Raw genomic sequence first — 19,078 nt, 5'->3', positions numbered from 1 at the left:
GGGTTTGTTGGGCGCTGATGCTCTGCCAAGTAATGTTTGAGTAGTGTTTAAGTAAGCGAACGTTGAAATATCGCAAAAGATGGTACGTATTTTGCTCTCAATTGTTTGATTGTTTTGCACGCGGCAGGCCTACACTGAGCATTGAGGAAGTTGCCGCTTCCACCCCAGCGCCAGGAGAGCGCCCATGAGCCAAGTGAATTGGAATAACTATGCGTGTCGTGATTTTTACGATGAGCTGATGGCCGCGCCCGGTCAGCCACGCGAGTCAGCGGGTGAATTGTGCAACATGTTGGCAAGATTTAGCGCAGAAGAGTTAGCAGAGCGGAAAACGGCGGCGGAGATCGCTATCCGTACCATGGGAATTACTTTCACCGTTTATTCAGAAGGGGCAATGATCGACCGTGCCTGGCCGTTTGATATTGTGCCGCGCATTATTCCCGCCAATGAGTGGCGTAAAACCGAGGCGGGGCTCAAGCAGCGCGTGCAGGCGCTAAACTTATTTATTGATGATCTCTACCACGACCAAAAGGTGATCAAGGATAAAGTGTTACCCGCTGAGGTATTGGCGCAGTCGGTTAATTTTCGCCCTCAGTGTGTGGGTATTAATCCCCCTCACGGCGTGTGGGCGCATGTTTGCGGGTCAGACCTAGTGCGCGATGGGGATGGCACGCTCTATGTGTTGGAAGATAACTTACGCATTCCTTCCGGCGTCTCTTACATGCTTGAAAATCGTAATGTCACTAAGCGAGTGCTGCCGGAGTTATTCGCCTCAGGCAAGATTTTGCCAGTTGATGATTACGTGGCTCAGCTTTACGACATGCTAGCGTCGATGTCGCCGCGCCCTGGCGATGACCCGCAAATTGTGGTGCTGACCCCAGGGATTTATAACTCTGCCTACTTCGAGCACGCCTATCTTGCCCAGCAAATGGGTGTTGAACTGGTGCAGGGAAGTGATCTGTTAGTGGATGACGATGATGTGGTGTATATGCGCACCGTCGAGGGCATGCGCCGCGTGGATGTTATTTACCGCCGTGTTGATGATGAGTTTCTAGACCCGGAAGCGTTTAATCCTGAATCTATGCTGGGTGTTGCGGGCCTGATGCGCGCTTGGCGGGCGGGTAAAGTCGCGCTGGCCAACGCGCCGGGCGCTGGGGTGGCGGATGACAAGGTGGTTTACGCTTTCGTCCCTGCGCTGATTCGTTATTACCTCGATCAGGAGCCGCTGTTGCCCAACGTGCCGAGCTACCTGTGCATGTTTGAAGACGACCGCCGCTATGTGCTCGACCACCTGGATGAATTGGTCGTCAAGCCCGCCAATGAGTCGGGCGGCTACGGCATGTTGATTGGCCCGCGCTCAACCAAAGAGACCCGCGATGAGTTTGCGCAGTTGATCAAGGCAAATCCCCGCAATTATATGGCCCAGCCCACCCTGGCGCTTTCGACTACGCCTACGCTAGCGAATGGGTTACCGCAGCCGCGCCATGTGGATTTACGCCCTTTCATACTCTCAGGGCCTGAAATTCATGTCACGACCGGTGGTTTGACGCGGGTGGCTTTGATAGAAGGATCGCTGGTGGTGAACTCTTCACAAGGCGGCGGCAGTAAAGATACCTGGATTGTAGAAACCGACGATAAGGCGGCAGCGGCCGCGGTGAAAGGAGCCTAACGCCATGCTGTCACGCGTTGCTGAGAATCTTTACTGGATGGCGCGTTATATTGAACGAGCGGAAGATACCGCGCGCCTATTGAGCGTTAACAGCCACCTTATGCTGGATTTGCCGGGACGCTTGCCGTTAGGTTGGGCCCCACTTATCGAAATGACCGGCAGCCTGGAAGCCTTCACCGCACGCCATACAGACTTCGATGAGCGCAATGTCGTACATTTTTTATGTGCCGATACCGAGAATGATATTTCGATTATCTCCGCCCTCGCTAGTGCTCGCGAGAACCTCAGAACCACCCGGGATGTGGTGCCTCGGGAGATTTGGGAGGAGGTTAATCAGCTCTATCTGAGCGTCGTCGACCATGCTGAACATGGCGTTAGCCCGCGCCGCCGCGATAGCTTTCTCAAAAGCGTGATTCGTGGTTGCCAAGCGTTAACGGGGCTCATTGAGGGCACCTTGAGTCATGGCCCGGCGCGTACGTTTATTGAATTAGGGCGCCAGTTGGAGCGGGCGGATATGACGACGCGCATTGTGGACGTGCGCTCTGCCAGCTTGCTGCCGCAAAACCCTGAGGAGCTGCTGCCATTTGAAAACCTGCAGTGGATGAGTGTGCTTAAATCACTCACCGCGTATCAAATGTACCGTCAGCAGGTGCGTTTACGCGTGCGGGGACCGGATGTGCTGCGCTTTTTGCTCCAAGACCCCAACCTGCCACGTTCGATTGCCTGCAGCCTAGAAACGCTAGGTCATGAGCTTACTTTGCTTCCCCGTCAAGACCGCCCCGCGGCCACGGTTTCGCTGGTTCGCGCGGACGTAGTCGATGCCGATATCCAAGCGCTTGCCCATTCGCCGAGCAAGCTGCATGCCTTTATCGACGAGCTGCAAATTGGCTTTGCCGCCATTCACGATACGCTGAGTGCGACCTACTTTGTGAATGACGACACTGTCCCCCGAGTGGCACAAACGCAGAGTCAAACGCAAAGCCAAAGCCACGCAGGGGACAACGACAACGATTGAAGGACTAACGCTCCACAGGGCTGGCGGCCTGGATCAGTTGATGCAGGTACGCCAGCTTATCGCGCACGGCGGGGGCGAGCACCGTCGGTGACAGGTCGAGCAGACCCATATCCCGGTTGAGCTCGTTCACCGCCAAGCCGACCTGATGAAAAGCCATCAACATGCTGTCCAGGCTACCGTCGTATTCGACATGGGTAATGCCCATGTGCAGTGCGGTATCCAGCACGGCCACCATATCCAAGTAATACGCGAAGGTTTCGGCGAAGTCTTCCCAGGGGTGCATGGTGGCGTAGGCAGAGATAAAACGCGCAGGCCAGTCGCTGGGGGCGCCCTGTTGGTAGTAGCGCTCTAACGCTTCGGCATAGCTTGGCCGATGGTGGTTGCCAAACACCGCACGACACGCCTCTTCATCGCGATCCTTTACCAGTACATCCCAATAATAGTGGCCAATTTCATGACGGAAGTGACCGATGAGCGTGCGGTGTGATTCGTTCATATCGACGCGCAAGCGTTCACGCTCAACGTCATCGGCTTCTTTGACGTTAATAGTGATATGGCCCGAGGCATGGCCGGTATACACCTTCTCTTGCTTCGCGGTAGAGCGCCATAACCCCTGGTCGGGGAGGGCGTCGGCCATAAATGAAAAGCTTAGCGGCACGTTAATAGCATCGTCTTTGGTGCCGTGTGGCAGCTTGAGTAGATCGAGGGTATGAAATAGCCGCCGCTTCGCTGCTTCAAGCGCCGCCCAGCGTTCACGATGACCTTCAATATTGAGGTCGGGAATTACCTCGTTATAACGACAGCAATCGCATAGGGCATCCGCTTGGCCGTGTTCCATCACCACCATGCGGTTACAGACGTTCTCAACGGCGTAGTTGTGGCACTTCATCAGCGCTGTATCGCAACCAGGGTGTGCGCAGCGATAGCCACCGTTGTCCAACGGCTCAATCGCGACAATATTGCTACAGACGGGGCACCAGCCGACGTCTGACTGGCAGGTAAGGCAGTGGGTGTTTTCATAGAAAAGTGGATTGCCACAGCGGCAGCTGAAGGTCTGCATCGTTAATTCCCTGTGCTTAAACACGTTATGCGTAGCGTTTGCCGTGAACGGTTTGAAAAGCCACGGCGCCCCTGATTAGCCGAAGCATAGCCAGCACGGCATAACAATGGAAAGGCTAATTGACGCCATACGGCAGATTTTGTTTACTCGTAGGATACTTGGTTGACGTTAACGTTAACTTGCTGCTATACCCTGTGTTCTTGCTTACAGCGGTGCGCAGACAATCACTGCTTTATGACAGCAATCACAACCATAACAACCATAGTCAAAACCACCACCAAAACCACAACTATAAACAGGAGCAACGTTATGTCCGTTCGCGAAATACCCATGTATATCAATGGTCAGCCCGTACCTTCGCAAAGCCAGGAATGGCGCGATGTGATTAACCCCGCCACACAAGAGGTCGTTGCGCGTGTGCCGTTTTGCACCGCTGACGAAGTGGAGCGTGCCATCAGTAATGCCAAGGAGGCTTTCAAGGAGTGGCGTAAAGTGCCGCTTGGCAAGCGAATGCGCATCATGCTCAAGCTTCAGGCGTTAATTCGTGACAATACTGCAGAGCTGGCGGCGCTGATTACCGAAGAGCACGGCAAAACCCTGCCGGATGCGGAAGGTGAAGTAGGTCGCGGCTTGGAAGTGGTGGAGCACGCTTGCTCGATTACCTCGCTGCAACTGGGAGAGCTGGCTGAAAACGCTGCCAACGAGGTGGATGTCTACACCATGCATCAGCCGCTGGGTGTTGGGGCCGGCATTACCGCGTTTAACTTCCCCATTATGTTGCCGTGCTTTATGTTTCCGCTGGCCATTGCTACCGGCAATACCTTTGTTCTCAAACCTTCAGAGCAAGACCCAAGCTCCACTATGCGCTTAGTCGAACTGGCTCACGAAGCCGGCATCCCGCCCGGCGTGCTTAATGTGGTACACGGGGGCCCCGATGTGGCCAATCAAATTGCTGACCATCAGGATATCAAAGCGCTCTCGTTCATTGGCTCTACCCACGTGGGTTCGCTGCTTTATAACCGCGCGGCGGCAGCGGGCAAGCGCATGCAGGCGATGATGGGGGCCAAGAACCACTGCGTGGTGATGCCGGATGCCAACCGTAGTCAGGCGATCAATAACTTGCTGGGCTCAGCCTTTGGTGCGGCGGGCCAGCGCTGCATGGCGAATTCGGTGGTGGTGCTAGTCGGTGAGGCACGCGAATGGCTAAGCGACATTGTTGAGGCGGCGCGGGCAATGAAAGTGGGGCCGGGCACCCAGTTGGATGCCGATTTAGGGCCACTGGTATCGCCGGCTGCTCGTGATCGTGTGCTGCGTTTAATCGATGCAGGCGAAAAAGAGGGCGCCAAACTGATGGTCGATGGTCGCAATGTTCAAGTGGGCGGCTATCCCAACGGTAACTTCGTGGGCCCCACTCTGTTTTCGGATGTGACCGCGGATATGACCATTTACCGCGAAGAGATTTTTGGGCCTGTGCTGTGTGTGGTCAGTGTTGAAACCCTCGATGAAGCGATCGAATTTATCAACGCCAACCCCAACGGCAATGGCACCTCTATCTTTACTAACTCTGGTTGGATTGCTCGCCGTTTTGAAACCGATATCGACGTGGGTCAGATTGGTATCAATGTGCCCATCCCCGTACCGGTTGCCTACTTCAGCTTCACTGGCTCGCGGGCATCAAAGCTGGGGGATTTAGGGCCTAACGGCAAACAGGCGATTGCCTTCTGGACGCAAACCAAAACCGTCACAGCGCGTTGGTTTGAACCAGAGAATGTTTCCAGTGGCATTAATAGTACGATTTCGCTTGGCTAAATGAAGCACTATTCAATGCCTGATGCTGGCCCCGCATTAAGCGGGGTCAATTGATAGCGGGTGCGGCCAAAGCCGAGCCGATGAATCGGCATATCGTGATTTAAAAGTTATCAAACAACGGCAAGCTTTCTTCCAACAGTTGTTCAATGGGGCCAAGTTGGCTTTCATGCAACACCAGCAGGGAATGTTCGTTCATGAAGTCCTGGGCTGGCGGCACCAGCAGCGCGAACTCACCTTCTTCAAGGTGAAACTCATGTATTTCGCGCAAACCAAGCGGCGTCATGCATTGCGAGCAGCGGTAGGTGTCATCTTCGCCATAAATCAGGCGGTGGTACATTTTAAACAGCGTATAGAGTGCCAAGCCGCCCTCAAACGCTGGCCAGCGCGCTGGTGTATGACTAATGCCGTTGGCGAGGTCTTGACCTTCTGCTCTGGCCTCTGCAATCGCATCGGCTAGCGGGGCAGCTAGAATGGCGGTTTGGTCAGCAGGTAAAGGTGTGTTGTGCTTGGAGGCGTGTTCAAAATCCTGCACTGCTCGTTTGAAGTCAGAAACGTTACTGAGGGTGTAGTCGACATGCTGAAGATCGTCGGGCTCAAACCCACCATTTTCCCAGCCATGAATGACTCTCAAGGTCATTTGGCCCCGCGTCATGGGGCGGGCCAGTAACATATGCAGCATGATCCGAATATGTAGCTGGCGCTCATCCGTATCATTTTCAAACGCTTGGTAGGGGTCAGAAAACAGTTCGTTTAGACGACCGGAGATGTGTTCTTTTGCTTCGTTATGGCTCATGTCAGTGTCCCTTTGAACGAACTGATTATTAAGCGTTATGCGCGTTTTATTGCAGGTCGTTACATCAGTATGGCGAGCAGGGCCGCTAATTAAAAGTCACTTAAGTTAGCGTTTTGTTACGTAAAGGCTAAGTCGTTTTTATGAGATGGTTAAACTTAACAATAAAGAGGTGATTATGTCTGCTCCATTAAGCCGTTTTAATGTACCAGAAACGTTAGATGATCTGCCCGACGATATTCGCCATACTATTTTGGCCGTCCAGGAAAAGGCAGGGTTTGTGCCTAATGTATTTTTAATGTTGGCCCATCGTCCTGCTGAGTTTCGTGCTTTCTTTGCCTACCATGATGCGCTAATGGAGCGTGAATCTGACACGCTCACTAAAGCCGAGAAAGAGATGATTGTGGTCGCTACCAGTGCGCGCAATCGCTGCTTGTATTGCGTGGTGGCGCATGGGGCACTGGTGCGCATATACAGCAAAGACCCGCTGCTTGCGGATCAGGTCGCCATCAACCATCGCGTGGCACCGATTAGTGAGCGCCACTGCGTCATGCTCGACTTTGCCATGCATTGTGCCATTGATGTCGGTGAAATGACCGATGAGTGGCGCACGCGCCTGCGGCAAGAAGGCTTTAGCCAAGAGGACTGCTGGGATATAGGCGCCATCGCGGCGTTTTTTGGTCTGTCGAATCGATTGGTCACCCTGGCGGGTACGCCGCCCAATGCGGAGTTCTATTTGATGGGGCGAGTGCCCCGCGCAGAGGCTGCCAACACACCTTAAACTTTACTAAGACGCGTTTTTGGTTGACGATACCGTCTTCATTCACTGTCGCCAGGGGAGCCCTGCTTGCAAGGGCTGAGAATGCGCGCTGCGCAGACCCTGGAACCTGATCCGGTTCGTACCGGCGGAGGAAGTGCGACATGCTATATCTGACGTCAGCCGTGCTTGGCGCGGCGCTGTGCTGCTTTGCTTATTTAGGTCTACGGGCTCGCTGGGTGGATGGCCCCGTTGATGATTATGTGACGGCTCGCAACTCACAAACAGCTTCAACCCTTGGTCTCTCCTTTCTTGCCTCCGGCATGGGGGCGTGGATACTCTTTGCCCCGCCCGAAATTGGTGCCTTTGTTGGCCCCCTCGCATTAGCAGGTTATGCGCTCGGGTCGGCACTGCCGTTTATTGTGTTAGGGCTCTACGGGCCAAAAATTCGCCGTGCGTTGCCGGAAGGGCGCAGCATCGCCGAGTTTGCAGAAGCGTGCTATGGCCCAGGCGTGCGGCGCTGGGTAACGTTAGTGTCGGTTGGCTATATGGCCTGCTTCCTGGCAGCGGAGCTCACCGCCATAGGGGCCATCACAGCGCTATTGTCAGATGTGCCGCCCGCGCTGGTGATTATTGGCGTTGCCCTCACCACTCTGGTGTATACGGCGGTTGGCGGTTTGCGCGCCAGCCTTGCCACGGACCGGTGGCAGGCATGGCTGTTGCTAGCGCTTCTGTTGGCGGTGGGTAGCGTTACGTTATGGCGCCTACCCACAATGCCTAGCGAGGCAACGCTGCCTTCCATCCCCGTTACCAGCGCGCTGAGCGTTGCGTTAACGCTGGTCATCGCCGTCACCGCAGCGAACCTTTTCCACCAGGGGTATTGGCAGCGTGTTTGGGCGGCAAGGGACGATCAAAGCCTGGGCCGTGGCGCTTGGCTAGGCGGCGGTATGACCGTCGTAGTCGTGATGCTAATTGGTGGTTTGGGCATGCTGGCGACAATGAGTGGGGTCCCCCTTGGCGAGCCGCCGATGCCGTTTTTCGCTCTGTTAACGGGGGCCCCAGCTTGGCTGACACTCCCCGCTTTAGTGCTGGCAGTCACTTTGGTAGCCTCCAGTGTTGATACGTTACAAAATGGTATCGCTTCCCTGGTGGTGTCGCGCAGCGAACGGCGGGGTGTTTCCATTGCCGCTGCCCGTTGGGTCACGATTGGATTGATGATACCGGTGGTAGTGATTGCTTTGCAGGGGTTGTCAGTACTGCGGCTGTTCCTGATTGCTGACTTACTGTGTGCCGCCATTGTGGTGCCTGTGCTGCTAGGTCTGTGGCAACGCATGACCCCTTTTTCGGCTGTTGCGGGAGGTGTTGCAGGATTGCTGGGCGCCATTATTCCAGGGTGGTTCAGTCAGGGCAGTCTCATCGCGGGAGTGATAGCTGCCAGTTTCCCGGGCAGTATTCCTACGCTGGGGCCGTTTGTCGGTGCGATAGTCGCCTCTACGCTGGTTAGTGTGTTGCTCGCGAGTATGAGTCAAAACAATAAGCAGTAAGCAGGAAAGTGCTGGTCGCGATATGCTGGTAGACCTACACCTCCCTGAATGGGTGACATGACAATGAGCTACCCCACAGCATCTAATGAAGAGGCGCGGTTAGCCGCTCTTTATGAGCTTGAACTATTAGATACCCCGGATGAACCGGCGTTTGACCGCGTCACCAGGTTGGTTGCCCAGTTACTGAATGTGCCTATCTCAACGATCACGTTGATTGATGCTGAGCGTCAGTGGATTAAGTCGCGCGTGGGCGTGGAAACCCGCGAGACAGGTCGAGATGTGGCTTTTTGCGCTTATACAGTGACGGCCTCAGAGCCGTTAATTGTTGAAGATGCACGCAAGGACCCTCGCTTTGCGCAAAACCCCCATGTGACCGCCCCGAATGGGATTCGCTTTTATGCGGGTATTCCGCTGTGCACCTCCAATGGACTTGCGTTGGGATCCCTCTGCGCGATTGATATTAAACCTCGTACTCTTAGTGAGCAGGAACTGGCGGCTTTGAAAGATTTAGCGGCGATTGTGACTGATGAAATTCGCCTGCGTGAACGGCTGATCCGAGAGAGAAAAAAAGCACAGGAATCTCAGCGAGCGTTGAGCGAGCTTCATTACAGCATGGAGTGCCAAATTGAACGGCGCACCAACGAGCTCAACCTAGTCATTGAATCCGCCTATGACGCCTATATCAGTATTGATTCACAGGGCGTCATTCTCGATTGGAACCGAGCGGCTGAGCTAATGTTTGGTTGGCCACGCAAAGCGGTGCTGGCAAGGCCAGTCACACAATTACTCTTTCCTAATGGCTTGCCAACTGAGAGTGATCAAGCCCCTATCACCTATACAGCGCGGTGCCATGATGGCAGGGAACTGCCCGTCGAGGTTCGCATCAAGACATTAATCATTGATGGCCGCGAGCGACGCAGTCTTTTTATCCATGATATTGCCGAACGACAGCAGCTAGAGCGTTTGCGCGATCAACAGGCCCGTGAAGACGTATTAACTAAACTGCCTAACAGGCGCGCCCTAGATGAACGCCTGCCTGATGCAATGGCCCGTACTCGGCGTACTCAAAAGCCCTTAGCAGTTTTATTCATGGATCTGGACGGTTTTAAAGCGATTAACGACACTCATGGCCATGCCATGGGGGATGAGCTGCTGCGTGTGATGGCTAAACGATTGGTGAAGACCGTCCGTGAAACCGACTATATAGCGCGGTGGGCCGGAGATGAGTTTGTCTTGCTATTAGAAAGCAGTGAGTCCATGGCGATTGAGCCGTTGGCCAAAAAATTAATACAGGTGATTGAAGAGCCGTTTGCTGCTGGCAATGCGGCGCTGAATATCAGTGCAAGCATAGGTGTTGTCATGTACATGCCAACTAGTGCTGAAACGGCCAACGAGCTATTAAAGCGAGCCGATGTTGCCATGTATGATGCCAAGCGCTTGGGAAAAGCCCAAGTTCGCATAGTGCAGCCTTTGGGTAGTGCTTCTTAAGAAAGACCGGAAATATTCAAGGACGATCATGATTCGAACTATTCTGACCACGCCTGAAGGCGAGACCCATGAGGGCGGTGAAAGCCTAATGGATGTGTGGCGGGCTACGCCGGGAAGCCATATCTGGATTGATATGCAGGGAGAAACCCAGCAGAGCGAACGGTCGATTTTAGAGGCATTCGAGTTTCACCCGATGGCGATTCAAGATGCCCATAAAGAGCGCCATCCACCTAAAATAGAAGAGTTTGATAACCATACGCTGATTATTTATCGCGGCATCTCCTCCTTCGATGCCGAGCTGAACTATTTACCTCAACAGGTCTGTTTTTTTGTGGGCGAACGGTTTTTGGTTACGCTCCATCCTGGTGAAGCGTTAAGCATTGAGCGGCTGTTTAACGAGCACGGCAGAGCACTTTTGGCGCATTCGCCGGAGCAGGTCGCGCTGCGCGTTATGTATATCTCCGCTGGGTTTTATATCGATAGCCTACTTGAGTTTGAAACTGAATTAAGCGATCTAGAGGATGAACTGTTAGAAAACGGCAACGATGTTTTGATGCGCAAGATCATTACTTATCGTTCTCGGTTGGTCAAAATGCGCCGCATTTTTAGTTACCACAAAGGTATTACTCAAGAACTGACGGCTTATGACTACGAGCATCTGCCCCGCGAAGAGAGCGAAACCCTGCACGCTATTAACGATGTGGCGGACCGCTTTGAACGTCTTTATACCTTGACCCAGATGTACTATGACATTTGTGGTGACTTAGTCGATGGCTATATCTCTATTTCTTCTCATCAGCTAAATATCACCATGCGTGTTCTCACCGTTATTACCGCAATTTTTGTACCCCTGACATTTATTGCTGGGATTTACGGCATGAACTTCGAAAATATGCCCGAGCTGCGCTATGAGTATGGCTACTTTTTTGTCTTAGGAGCGATGCTGGGCATCGGCGGCATATTGATTTGGTTATTTAAACGCAAACACTGGTTTTAAGCTTGTCAGTGAACGACTCGCCAGGAAACGAAAAGTTGACGCATGCATAGGTGGTTGAGGGGTGAGTGTGGCATCCTCTGCAGCGACCAAGACTATAAGGCATCAAGCCGTCGACTAGCATTTTCACTGGGAGCATTTTTCATGACCATAATGATCATCGGGCTGCTGATTTTTTTAGGCAGCCACTCTGTGCGTATTTTCGCTGAAAATTGGCGTCAGCAGCAAATTGCCAAATTCGGCGAAACCACGTGGAAAATAGCCTACTCGGCAGTGTCCGTGATCGGCTTGGCGGTTGCCATTTATGGGTTTGGCCAGATGCGCCTTGACCCTATTTATGTGTGGCAACCACCCATGGGCATGCGCCATGCGGTCGCGCTGCTCATGCTGCCTGCCTTTATTATGCTAGTGGCGGCGTATGTTCCCCATAATGCTATTAAGGCCAAGCTTGGCCACCCGATGATGCTGTCAGTAAAAATATGGGCGTTTGCCCACCTGCTAGCCAACGGCCGCTTAGGCGATATTATCTTTTTTGCAGCCTTTCTTATCTGGGCAATCCTGGCGTTTAAAGCTGCCAAAAAGCGTGATCGTTTGACGTCAGCTGCGCCAGTTAGCACCACGAAAATGGCTACTATTTCTACCGTACTCATCGGGCTGGTGGCGTATGTCGTCTTTGCTTTTTACTTGCACACCGCGTTGATTGGTGTCCCTGTCTTTAGCTAATGCTTATGTTTAATTAATATCTGTATTGGCTAATATTAATAAGTGTGCTTTGTTCTTCTGGCGGCCTCGCAACCACGCGTTGCCGCCATTGCCGCTTATATGGCTTTTGAGACTCGGCAAGAGTTTGTTATTGTCATTTGAGCGCCAATATACCCATATTAAGGAGTCAGCTCATGGCCGAAACTGAACACACGGTGCCGCCGACGATGGCCGCCATGCTATTGACTGGACATGGCGGTATCGACAAATTGGAGTACCATCCGGATGTCGCTACACCTAAGCCCAAGGCGGGCGAAGTGCTGGTGCAGGTGACGGCGACAGCAAAGAACAATACTGACCGAAAAGCGCGTGAAGGCCTTTATCCCACCAAAGATAAAGGTGATGTGACTTCCTTTGCCATGGGTGGCACCCCGACGCTTACCTTCCCGCGTATTCAAGGGGCCGATGTGGCAGGTCGTATCGTGGCGGTCGGAGAGGGGGTCGATGCTGAGCGCATTGGCCAGCGAGGGCTGCTCGATTTTAATATCTACGCCGACGAGCGCCGTGATATTAACCTCACTCCTGATTACTACGGCCATGGCGCCGATGGCGGTTTTGCTGAGTATATCGCTGTACCTGCTGATCAGTTTTATCACGTGCCCAACCCTGAGTTGCACGATGCAGAGCTTGCCTCAATGGGCATGTGTTCGTATCAAACTGCTTACCACATGATGACCGCCGCCAAGGTGAGTGCTGGTGAGCGCGTGTTGGTCAGTGGTGCCAGCGGTGGCGTGGGGACCGCACTGATTCAGCTCTGCCGCGTTGTGGGCGCTATTCCCTATGCGGTAAGCCAGCTAGACAAAGCTGACGCCCTTAAAGCACTAGGCGCAGAAGCGGTGATTGACCGTGGCGACTTGCCGACGTTTGTGGATCGCGTGCTGGAAACGACCAGCGGTAAACCGATCGATGCGGTGATGGATCTGGTCGGCGGTGAAATGACCAATCTATTTATCGACACCATGATTGTTGATATGCAGGGGCGCAAGAGCTACCCGCGCCTTTCCATTGCGGGTGCCAGCGGTGGCAATCTGAGCGAAATGATGTGGACGCGCGTTTATCTGTACCAAGTGCAGATTTTTGGCGTTTCCCACGGCACCCGTGAAGAGGCCGAACAGCTTGTGGCATGGATACGCAGCGGTGAATTAAAGCCTGTGCTTCATGCGGCATTTAAGCTTTCCGATCTGCATGCGGCCGAGCGCTATTTTGTTAATCGGGACAGCAACTATCTGGGTAAAATTGTGCTTGTTCCCGATGCCCAGTGGGCCTCTCATGGTGCTCCGTTCGCCCTCGAAAATTCCTCTTCTGACGCTCAGGAGCGCCACTAGTGCCTAACCTCCATACCATCCAGTTAATGGATACTCACGCCGGTGGCGATGTTAGCCGTATTGTCACCGGTGGCATCGATATTTTGCCTGGCGCCACTGTGCGCGAGCAGATGGAGTACCTGCGCGATGACGCCGACGGTTTACGTCGCTTGCTGCTTGAAGAGCCCTACGGCATTCCAGAAATGTCAGTCGATTTGTTAGTGCCTCCCAGCCACCCGGAAGCGGTCGCGGGATATATCATTATGGAAGTAATGGGCTATCCCATTTACTCTGGCTCTAACACCTTGTGTACCGCGACAGCTGTGCTGGAGAGCGGTATTGTGCCCAAGCAGGAAGGGATACAGCGCTTTAAGCTGGAAGCGCCGGCAGGCTTGGTGCAGATCGAAGCCAAAGTGCATAACGGCGTGGTAGAGTCAGTTACCTGTGGCGGCTTGCCCAGCTATATCGACACCTATCGCGATACGATTGATGTGCCGGGCATTGGTGATGTCACATACTCCATCGCCTACAGCGGTGGTTTTTATGCGTTAGTGGATGCCACTGAATTGGGCTTTAAACTGACGCGTGATGAAGAGCGTGCGCTATCCGAGTGTGCCTATAAAATCGTCGAAGCGATTAAAGCGCAGCGAGGCTTTTCCCACTACACGCTGGGTGACGTAGGGCCACTGCCGTTTTTGCACTTTATGGGACCTGAAGAGAAGGTAACGGAAGGTTATATACGTTCACGCTCAACCACCTATGTTCATCCTGGCGTTATTTGCCGTAGTACAACGGGTACTGGTACCTCGGCACGCCTGGCATTGATGAACTATGAAGGGCGTTTGAGTATAGGCGACAAACTAGAGACGGTTTCACTGCGTGAAACGGGGTTTATCGGCACCTTCATTGGCACGCATCAGGAAGGCGCTTACCAAGTGGTGGAAAATACCATTACCGGCCGCAGTTACGTGTTGTCGCGCTCGGATATTGTGATCAACTGTGATGACCCGATGGTGGCGTGCGGTGAGTTGCATCATATCTTGAGTGACCGTCATCAGCCTGCGGCATTGTCTTTAGAGACTTAGTCTGTGAAAACTTAGTCTTTAGAGTCGTAGTCTGTGAAAACTTAGTCTTTGGAAACGTGGTCTTTAGAAACATGGCCATCAGAGACATAGCCTTTGCTTTCCAAGCGTTCCCATACCGGGGCTTTTTCGGCCTCGGTCATGGCACCCCAGACAGCGATTTCATCTAGCGTACGGCCGCAGCCATTGCACAATGAAGTGGATGGCTCGATCTGGCAGATCTGCACGCACGGCGAGAGTGGGCGAACGGTAGAAGATGTGCTCATTAAGATAGGCTCTGAAGAACTGGCTGGCGCATTATGACGCCGACACTTTACCGCGCAATGACTTAATTTTTCCCTTACGGGTTTTGTGATCAACACGACGGCGCTGCGAGCCTTTGGTGGGCTTGGTGGGGCGGCGTACTTTTTGCTGCTTGGTGGCACTCTGAATCAGCTCTTTTAAACGTGCCAGCGCATCCTCTTTGTTGAGTTCAAGCTTTCGATGGCTCTGGGCTTTAATAATTACCACGCCCTCTTTGCTAATGCGCTGATCCGATAACGCCATTAAGCGCTCTTTATACAGAGGCGGCAGCGTAGAGCTCAGAATATCAAAGCGTAAATGTACTGCTGAAGCGACTTTATTGACGTTCTGGCCGCCAGCACCCTGGGCGCGAATTTGGCTGATATCAATCTCCCAATCAGCCAGGGTAACGTTATTAGAAATGGTGAGCATTAATGGCCCCTGTGTTACTTGTGAACCCATAAGGCTAGCACAATTGGCACAGAGACGGGGATGGTTAGCCTACTTAGCGCGCTCCGTTAGCCCGCTAAATTGTTAATCGGTTGACCATCCATGTAAGCCAGCAGGTTGCTAAAGGCATCGCCAAAATAGAGCTCATAGCTATCTTTTTCTACATAGCCAAGGTGAGGCGTGGCGACTAAATTAGGCAATGCCAGCAACGAGTTTTCAATGACCGGTTCCGCATCGAAGACATCCACCGCTGCCTGACCAGGGCGCCCAGCTATAAGCGCCTGCTCAAGCGCACCGGGCACCACTAACTGTGAACGACTAGTATTTACCAGCAGAGATGTAGGTTTCATCTGGGCGAGTGATTCATCAGTGACGATACCGCGGGTTTCGTCGTTTAAGCGAAGGTGCAGGCTTAGCACATCTGAGCGCTGAAACAACGCAGCTTGGCTTTCGGCTACTTCTAACCCGGCTTCAGCGGCGCGTTGGCGGGTGCCTTCCCGACCCCACACCAACACGTTCATTTCAAACGCCTGACCATAGCGTGCCACTAGGCTGCCGATTTTTCCGTAGCCAAAAATGCCTAGTGTGCGTCCTTTAAGGCCGGTACCTAACGTGCACTGCCAGCGGCCCGCTTTCAGGTTCTCAACTTCTGCCGGTATATGACGCATTGCCGCCAGGACTAAACCCCAGGTTAATTCTGCCGCTGCATAAGGCGATCCAGTGCCCGCCATGACAGTGACGCCATGGCGGCGACAAGCCGCCATATTCACATGCGCTGCACCGCCACCCGTTTGGCTAATGACTTTCAGGTTGGGCAAGCGCGCCAGTAGGGCTGCCGTGATAGGCGTGCGTTCACGAATCAGCACTAACGCCTCGGCGTCCTGGAACCGTTCACTCAGCCCGTCTAGGTCGGTTAATGTGTCGTGATACACCGTCACATCGTGGCCTTCTAGCTGCTTGAAGGCATCTAAACGGCGCACGCAGTCCTGGTGTCATCGGGGATAACAATCTTCATGGAGTCGGTTCCTTGCTAGGCAGAGAGGCGCCTGAATCAGTAGTACGATTCAAGCGATATTGCCATGCAAACAGTCCCGCGATAAGAGCAATGCCTACTACATCGGTTATCACCATGCCGTTAATCAGCATCAGCGCTGCCGCAAGTAACAGTCCACGCTCCAGCCAACTGCACGGACGTAAGAAGAAGCCGATTGTCGATGCTGCGAGTGCCACTATGCCTACCACACCAGAGGCCACGGCAAGCGCAATTTCAAGCGGAGTACCATTGCCTAACAGTGGAGGGTGGTAGATAAACATAAAGGGGATCAAGAACCCGCCAAGCGAGATTTTCGTCGCCGTAAGGGCGGTTTTGAACCAGTGCGAGCCAGCAATGGCACCACCGATATAGGCTGCTAACGCAACGGGTGGTGTCACCCCTGAAAGAATCGCAAAGTAGAGAATAAACAGGTGCGCTGAAAGGCTAGGTAATCCGGCTTCAATAAACGCAGCGGCCACCACAGACGCCGCTAGCATATAGGCCGCTACTGTCGGCAGGCCCATGCCTAGAATAATCGCGACGATCATGGCCAGCAGGAGGGTAACCAGTACATCACCGCCACTGACGACAAGAATCACCGATGAGACTTTCAGGCCTAAACCGGTGAGGCTAATGACCGAGGCAATAATCGCAACGCTACCGATGATAACGGCGATCATTGCTGCGGTCATGGCACCTGCTTCTAAGGCAGCAGGAATCGACTTCAAACGATCCATAAAGCTACCTGGGCTACGCCAGGAGAAGAGGTAGATCAGCAGCGCGGTGAAATAAGCGGCCACGGCAGCAGTGGTTGGTGTGTAACGCAGCACCAGCATGGTGATAAGTACGATAATTGGTAGCAGCAGCGTTTCAATATTGAACAGGCCCTCGCGTAACGTCGGGCGCTGATCTTTAGGTATCGGGTTGAGCCCCAGACGCTTCGCTTCAAAGTGAACGCTCATCCAGATAGCGAGATAGAAAAGCAGCGCAGGAATAAGGGCAGCACCAATGATTTCCAGATAGCTCACGGAAATAACGTCGGCCATCACAAACGCGGCTGCGCCCATAATAGGCGGCAAAATTTGTCCACCGGTCGAAGCTGAGGCTTCCGTGGCTGCCGCAAAGCGAGGGCTATAACCGCTTTTTTTCATCAATGGAATGGTGAACACGCCCGTCGTGGCCACATTGGCGGCGGTACTGCCGCTGATGCTGCCAAAAAGCGCGCTACATAGTGTGGCGGCTTTAGCAGGACCACCCGCCATACCGCCCGTCACAGAATTAGATAAGCGCATAAACGTATCGCCACCGCCCGTGGTTACCAGTAGCGCGCCAAACATAATGAACACCACAATCACCGTCGAGGAGGTACGCATCAAGCTGCCGTAGATACCTGTCGGACTCATATAGAATGTGGCCACCAGGTCTGCCCAGCCAAATCCCCCATGACCCCAAACACCAGGCAGGTGATTACCAAAATAGGCGTAGGAGAGGGCGATAAGTACCAAAATAGGGAACGCTAGACCAATGGCGCGGCGGCAGGCTTCAAGGAGAAGCAGAATTGCCAATAAGCCAAATACCAGGTCATAGGTGGTTGGCATTAGATAACCAAGCCCATAAATGATGCGGTCAAACTGCATGATGTAGTAGCCACTCACCGCAACTGCTAGCACCACTGGAATGACATCAAACCAGGGTAAGCGCTGGTTGTCTTTTGCCCGGCAGGAGTAGCCCAAGAAAATCAAGGGAAGAGCAAACAGCAGGTGAATGGCGTTTTGGGTATTTACTGCCCCTGTGATAGCGGCGTAAAGATGGAACACCGCCATCGCTACCGCGATTAGCCGCATCACTAAAAACCAGAAACCCGTAAGCTGACGCTTACCCGAGTCTTCTGAATATTTTTCAACAATTTTATTGCTTTCTGGGGTGTCCATCGGATGGCTCCCACGCCATTTTGCTGTGTAGCAACAATTACAGGCGCGTCTAAAAAGAGGTGTTAGAGAGGCATGCAGTGAAACACCCGCAGACGTTTAAGCGTCTGCGGGTGCAAGCAGGTATTAGCGTGCTTCGGGAGGAATAACGTCTTCAGGAATTTCAAGACCCAACTCTTGGTAATAGCGCAACGCACCCGCGTGGATCGGGAAGGTGGCATTATCAATGACGTCTTGTGGGGTCATGCCTTTAGCAGGCGCAAAAGAAGCCGAGACCTGATCATGATTTTCCCAATAGGCTTGGGTGATGTCATAAACAATATCGTCATCTAGCGTGCTATTGGCTGACACGCCCATATAGATACCTAATGACGTTGCTTCATCCATACCGCGGTAAGTGTCCGCGGGGATGATGGATGGTGATAAGAAGGGAAGTTCTGCGGTGACAGTATCAAGCTGCTCTTCTGAAAGTGACAGAAGCTGCAGAGGGCGAGATGAGTGAACTTCAGTGAACGCAGGAATAGGCGGTATGCCATTATAGCTGAAGCCGACTAAACGACCGTCAATCACGCCTTCTGCCGCATCATCGATGCGCATGCGCTGAAAGTCGGGCTCAACCCCTAGAATATCAAACACTAGTTCGGTGATGTACTCACCGCCGCCGCCAATGCTGCTGGGATTAAAGCGCTCACCAGCTAGTTCTTCAAAGTTACTGATCTCAGCATCTTGACGTACTGCCCAGTGCATTGTGGAAGGCGCAATCCAGTACACTAAGCGTACGTTTTCGTTAGGCGTGTCTTCAAAGCGGCCTATACCGTTGTACTGCTCATATCCCACTAGAGCTTCAGTGAAGGCAAGATCCAGTTCGTCTCGCCCTAAACGAATAGCATTTTCACGGGTGCCACCAGTCTCGCGTACGGTAATTTCGTAAGGTGTGTTAGCGCTAATAACCCGCGCACCTTCTGAAATACCAAAGAACCAACCAGTACCTGTCGGTACGGCGCCAATATTCAAAGCATCTTCCTGGGCATGCACAACGGCGCTGGTAAGCGTACCGAATGCCAGAATGGAAGCAGGGATAAGCAGACGTGATTTTTGAACAAGGGATTTCATT

Annotated in this window: 16 protein-coding genes, 1 pseudogene and 1 riboswitch; of the genes and pseudogenes, 10 read left to right on the top strand and 7 right to left on the bottom strand. The window is 53.1% G+C overall.

All coding sequences use genetic code 11. The annotated features are described in order from the left end of the window. The first annotated feature begins 184 nt into the window (after positions 1-184). Both CXF87_RS04575 and CXF87_RS04570 read left to right on the top strand, forming a co-directional pair. On the top strand, positions 185-1,666 hold the full coding sequence (locus CXF87_RS04575; RefSeq protein ID WP_101145667.1) for a circularly permuted type 2 ATP-grasp protein: 1,482 nt from the start codon (positions 185-187) through the stop codon (positions 1,664-1,666). 4 nt (positions 1,667-1,670) lie between these two features. Then, positions 1,671-2,681 (top strand): alpha-E domain-containing protein, encoded by a 1,011-nt coding sequence (locus CXF87_RS04570; protein WP_008957379.1) that lies wholly within the window; start codon positions 1,671-1,673, stop codon positions 2,679-2,681. A 4-nt stretch (positions 2,682-2,685) separates the two neighbouring features. On the opposite strand, the gene CXF87_RS04565 is transcribed toward CXF87_RS04570, so the two are convergent. Further along, positions 2,686-3,741, bottom strand: coding sequence for a zinc-binding metallopeptidase family protein (locus CXF87_RS04565; protein ID WP_101145666.1), 1,056 nt, complete (start codon positions 3,739-3,741; stop codon positions 2,686-2,688). A 309-nt stretch (positions 3,742-4,050) separates the two neighbouring features. Between CXF87_RS04565 and CXF87_RS04560 the strand changes: the two genes are divergently transcribed. Then, the gene (locus CXF87_RS04560; RefSeq protein WP_101145665.1) at positions 4,051-5,550 is read left to right on the top strand and encodes a CoA-acylating methylmalonate-semialdehyde dehydrogenase; all 1,500 of its coding nucleotides are present in this window, start codon (positions 4,051-4,053) and stop codon (positions 5,548-5,550) included. Positions 5,551-5,650: 100 nt separating this feature from the next. Here the strand turns inward: CXF87_RS04560 and CXF87_RS04555 are convergent, their stop codons facing one another. Next, positions 5,651-6,343: a hypothetical protein gene (locus CXF87_RS04555; protein ID WP_101145664.1), complete on the bottom strand. Its 693-nt coding sequence runs from the start codon at positions 6,341-6,343 to the stop codon at positions 5,651-5,653. Between the two features lie 175 nt (positions 6,344-6,518). On the opposite strand from CXF87_RS04555, the gene CXF87_RS04550 reads away from it, so the two are divergent. The 7 genes from CXF87_RS04550 to CXF87_RS04520 all read left to right on the top strand — a co-directional run bounded on the left by CXF87_RS04550 (position 6,519) and on the right by CXF87_RS04520 (position 14,274). Further along, positions 6,519-7,121 carry a peroxidase-related enzyme gene (locus CXF87_RS04550; RefSeq protein ID WP_101145663.1) on the top strand — a complete coding sequence of 201 codons (603 nt, stop codon included), beginning with the start codon at positions 6,519-6,521 and terminating at the stop codon, positions 7,119-7,121. A gap of 43 nt (positions 7,122-7,164) precedes the next feature. Further along, a riboswitch (TPP riboswitch) is annotated at positions 7,165-7,272 on the top strand. Next, a complete protein-coding gene (locus CXF87_RS04545; protein WP_101145662.1) occupies positions 7,262-8,641 on the top strand; it encodes a sodium:solute symporter in 1,380 nt (459 codons plus the stop codon). It overlaps the preceding riboswitch by 11 nt. Before the next feature lie 63 nt (positions 8,642-8,704). Next, positions 8,705-10,129 (top strand): sensor domain-containing diguanylate cyclase, encoded by a 1,425-nt coding sequence (locus CXF87_RS04540; protein WP_101145661.1) that lies wholly within the window; start codon positions 8,705-8,707, stop codon positions 10,127-10,129. A gap of 28 nt (positions 10,130-10,157) precedes the next feature. After that, positions 10,158-11,126, top strand: a complete 969-nt coding sequence (locus tag CXF87_RS04535; protein WP_101145660.1) for a magnesium transporter CorA family protein — start codon at positions 10,158-10,160, stop codon at positions 11,124-11,126. A 141-nt stretch (positions 11,127-11,267) separates the two neighbouring features. Further along, a complete protein-coding gene (locus CXF87_RS04530) occupies positions 11,268-11,846 on the top strand; it encodes an NnrU family protein (protein WP_101145659.1) in 579 nt (192 codons plus the stop codon). Positions 11,847-12,019: 173 nt separating this feature from the next. Beyond that, the gene (locus CXF87_RS04525; protein ID WP_101145658.1) at positions 12,020-13,210 is read left to right on the top strand and encodes an alcohol dehydrogenase catalytic domain-containing protein; all 1,191 of its coding nucleotides are present in this window, start codon (positions 12,020-12,022) and stop codon (positions 13,208-13,210) included. Next, a complete protein-coding gene (locus CXF87_RS04520; RefSeq protein ID WP_198556003.1) occupies positions 13,210-14,274 on the top strand; it encodes a proline racemase family protein in 1,065 nt (354 codons plus the stop codon). Before CXF87_RS04525 ends, CXF87_RS04520 begins: the two co-directional genes overlap by 1 nt. 41 nt (positions 14,275-14,315) lie before the next feature. Here CXF87_RS04520 and CXF87_RS04515 read toward each other — a convergent pair whose 3' ends face one another. The 5 genes and pseudogenes from CXF87_RS04515 to CXF87_RS04495 all read right to left on the bottom strand — a co-directional run bounded on the left by CXF87_RS04515 (position 14,316) and on the right by CXF87_RS04495 (position 19,077). After that, positions 14,316-14,537 carry a DUF1289 domain-containing protein gene (locus CXF87_RS04515; RefSeq protein WP_101145657.1) on the bottom strand — a complete coding sequence of 74 codons (222 nt, stop codon included), beginning with the start codon at positions 14,535-14,537 and terminating at the stop codon, positions 14,316-14,318. 31 nt (positions 14,538-14,568) lie between these two features. Next, a complete protein-coding gene (arfB, locus tag CXF87_RS04510; protein WP_101145656.1) occupies positions 14,569-14,985 on the bottom strand; it encodes an alternative ribosome rescue aminoacyl-tRNA hydrolase ArfB in 417 nt (138 codons plus the stop codon). A gap of 86 nt (positions 14,986-15,071) precedes the next feature. Beyond that, positions 15,072-16,018, bottom strand: a pseudogene (locus CXF87_RS04505) (D-2-hydroxyacid dehydrogenase family protein). After that, the gene (locus tag CXF87_RS04500; RefSeq protein WP_101145654.1) at positions 16,015-17,967 is read right to left on the bottom strand and encodes a TRAP transporter permease; all 1,953 of its coding nucleotides are present in this window, start codon (positions 17,965-17,967) and stop codon (positions 16,015-16,017) included. The pseudogene CXF87_RS04505 and the gene CXF87_RS04500 overlap by 4 nt, the downstream one beginning before the upstream one ends. A 123-nt stretch (positions 17,968-18,090) precedes the next feature. Beyond that, a complete protein-coding gene (locus CXF87_RS04495) occupies positions 18,091-19,077 on the bottom strand; it encodes a TAXI family TRAP transporter solute-binding subunit (protein ID WP_101145653.1) in 987 nt (328 codons plus the stop codon). Position 19,078 lies beyond the last annotated feature (1 nt).

The organism is Halomonas sp. MES3-P3E, from assembly GCF_002836035.1.
GTDB lineage: Bacteria > Pseudomonadota > Gammaproteobacteria > Pseudomonadales > Halomonadaceae > Vreelandella > Vreelandella arctica.
Note: the sequence above shows the minus strand (reverse complement) of the source record. Positions and strands in the feature narration are given on the sequence as shown.

Excerpts from the sequence above, each read along its gene's own strand:
- CXF87_RS04550 (WP_101145663.1), top strand. The coding sequence starts at position 6,519 with ATGTCTGCTCCATTAAGCCGTTTTAATGTACCAGAAACGTTAGATGAT.
- CXF87_RS04495 (WP_101145653.1), bottom strand. The coding sequence starts at position 19,077 with ATGAAATCCCTTGTTCAAAAATCACGTCTGCTTATCCCTGCTTCCATT.
- CXF87_RS04530 (WP_101145659.1), top strand. The coding sequence starts at position 11,268 with ATGACCATAATGATCATCGGGCTGCTGATTTTTTTAGGCAGCCACTCT.
- CXF87_RS04560 (WP_101145665.1), top strand. The coding sequence starts at position 4,051 with ATGTCCGTTCGCGAAATACCCATGTATATCAATGGTCAGCCCGTACCT.
- CXF87_RS04515 (WP_101145657.1), bottom strand. The coding sequence starts at position 14,537 with ATGAGCACATCTTCTACCGTTCGCCCACTCTCGCCGTGCGTGCAGATC.
- arfB (WP_101145656.1), bottom strand. The coding sequence starts at position 14,985 with ATGCTCACCATTTCTAATAACGTTACCCTGGCTGATTGGGAGATTGAT.
- CXF87_RS04555 (WP_101145664.1), bottom strand. The coding sequence starts at position 6,343 with ATGAGCCATAACGAAGCAAAAGAACACATCTCCGGTCGTCTAAACGAA.
- CXF87_RS04540 (WP_101145661.1), top strand. The coding sequence starts at position 8,705 with ATGAGCTACCCCACAGCATCTAATGAAGAGGCGCGGTTAGCCGCTCTT.
- CXF87_RS04545 (WP_101145662.1), top strand. The coding sequence starts at position 7,262 with ATGCTATATCTGACGTCAGCCGTGCTTGGCGCGGCGCTGTGCTGCTTT.
- CXF87_RS04570 (WP_008957379.1), top strand. The coding sequence starts at position 1,671 with ATGCTGTCACGCGTTGCTGAGAATCTTTACTGGATGGCGCGTTATATT.
- CXF87_RS04535 (WP_101145660.1), top strand. The coding sequence starts at position 10,158 with ATGATTCGAACTATTCTGACCACGCCTGAAGGCGAGACCCATGAGGGC.
- CXF87_RS04575 (WP_101145667.1), top strand. The coding sequence starts at position 185 with ATGAGCCAAGTGAATTGGAATAACTATGCGTGTCGTGATTTTTACGAT.
- CXF87_RS04525 (WP_101145658.1), top strand. The coding sequence starts at position 12,020 with ATGGCCGAAACTGAACACACGGTGCCGCCGACGATGGCCGCCATGCTA.
- CXF87_RS04565 (WP_101145666.1), bottom strand. The coding sequence starts at position 3,741 with ATGCAGACCTTCAGCTGCCGCTGTGGCAATCCACTTTTCTATGAAAAC.
- CXF87_RS04500 (WP_101145654.1), bottom strand. The coding sequence starts at position 17,967 with ATGGACACCCCAGAAAGCAATAAAATTGTTGAAAAATATTCAGAAGAC.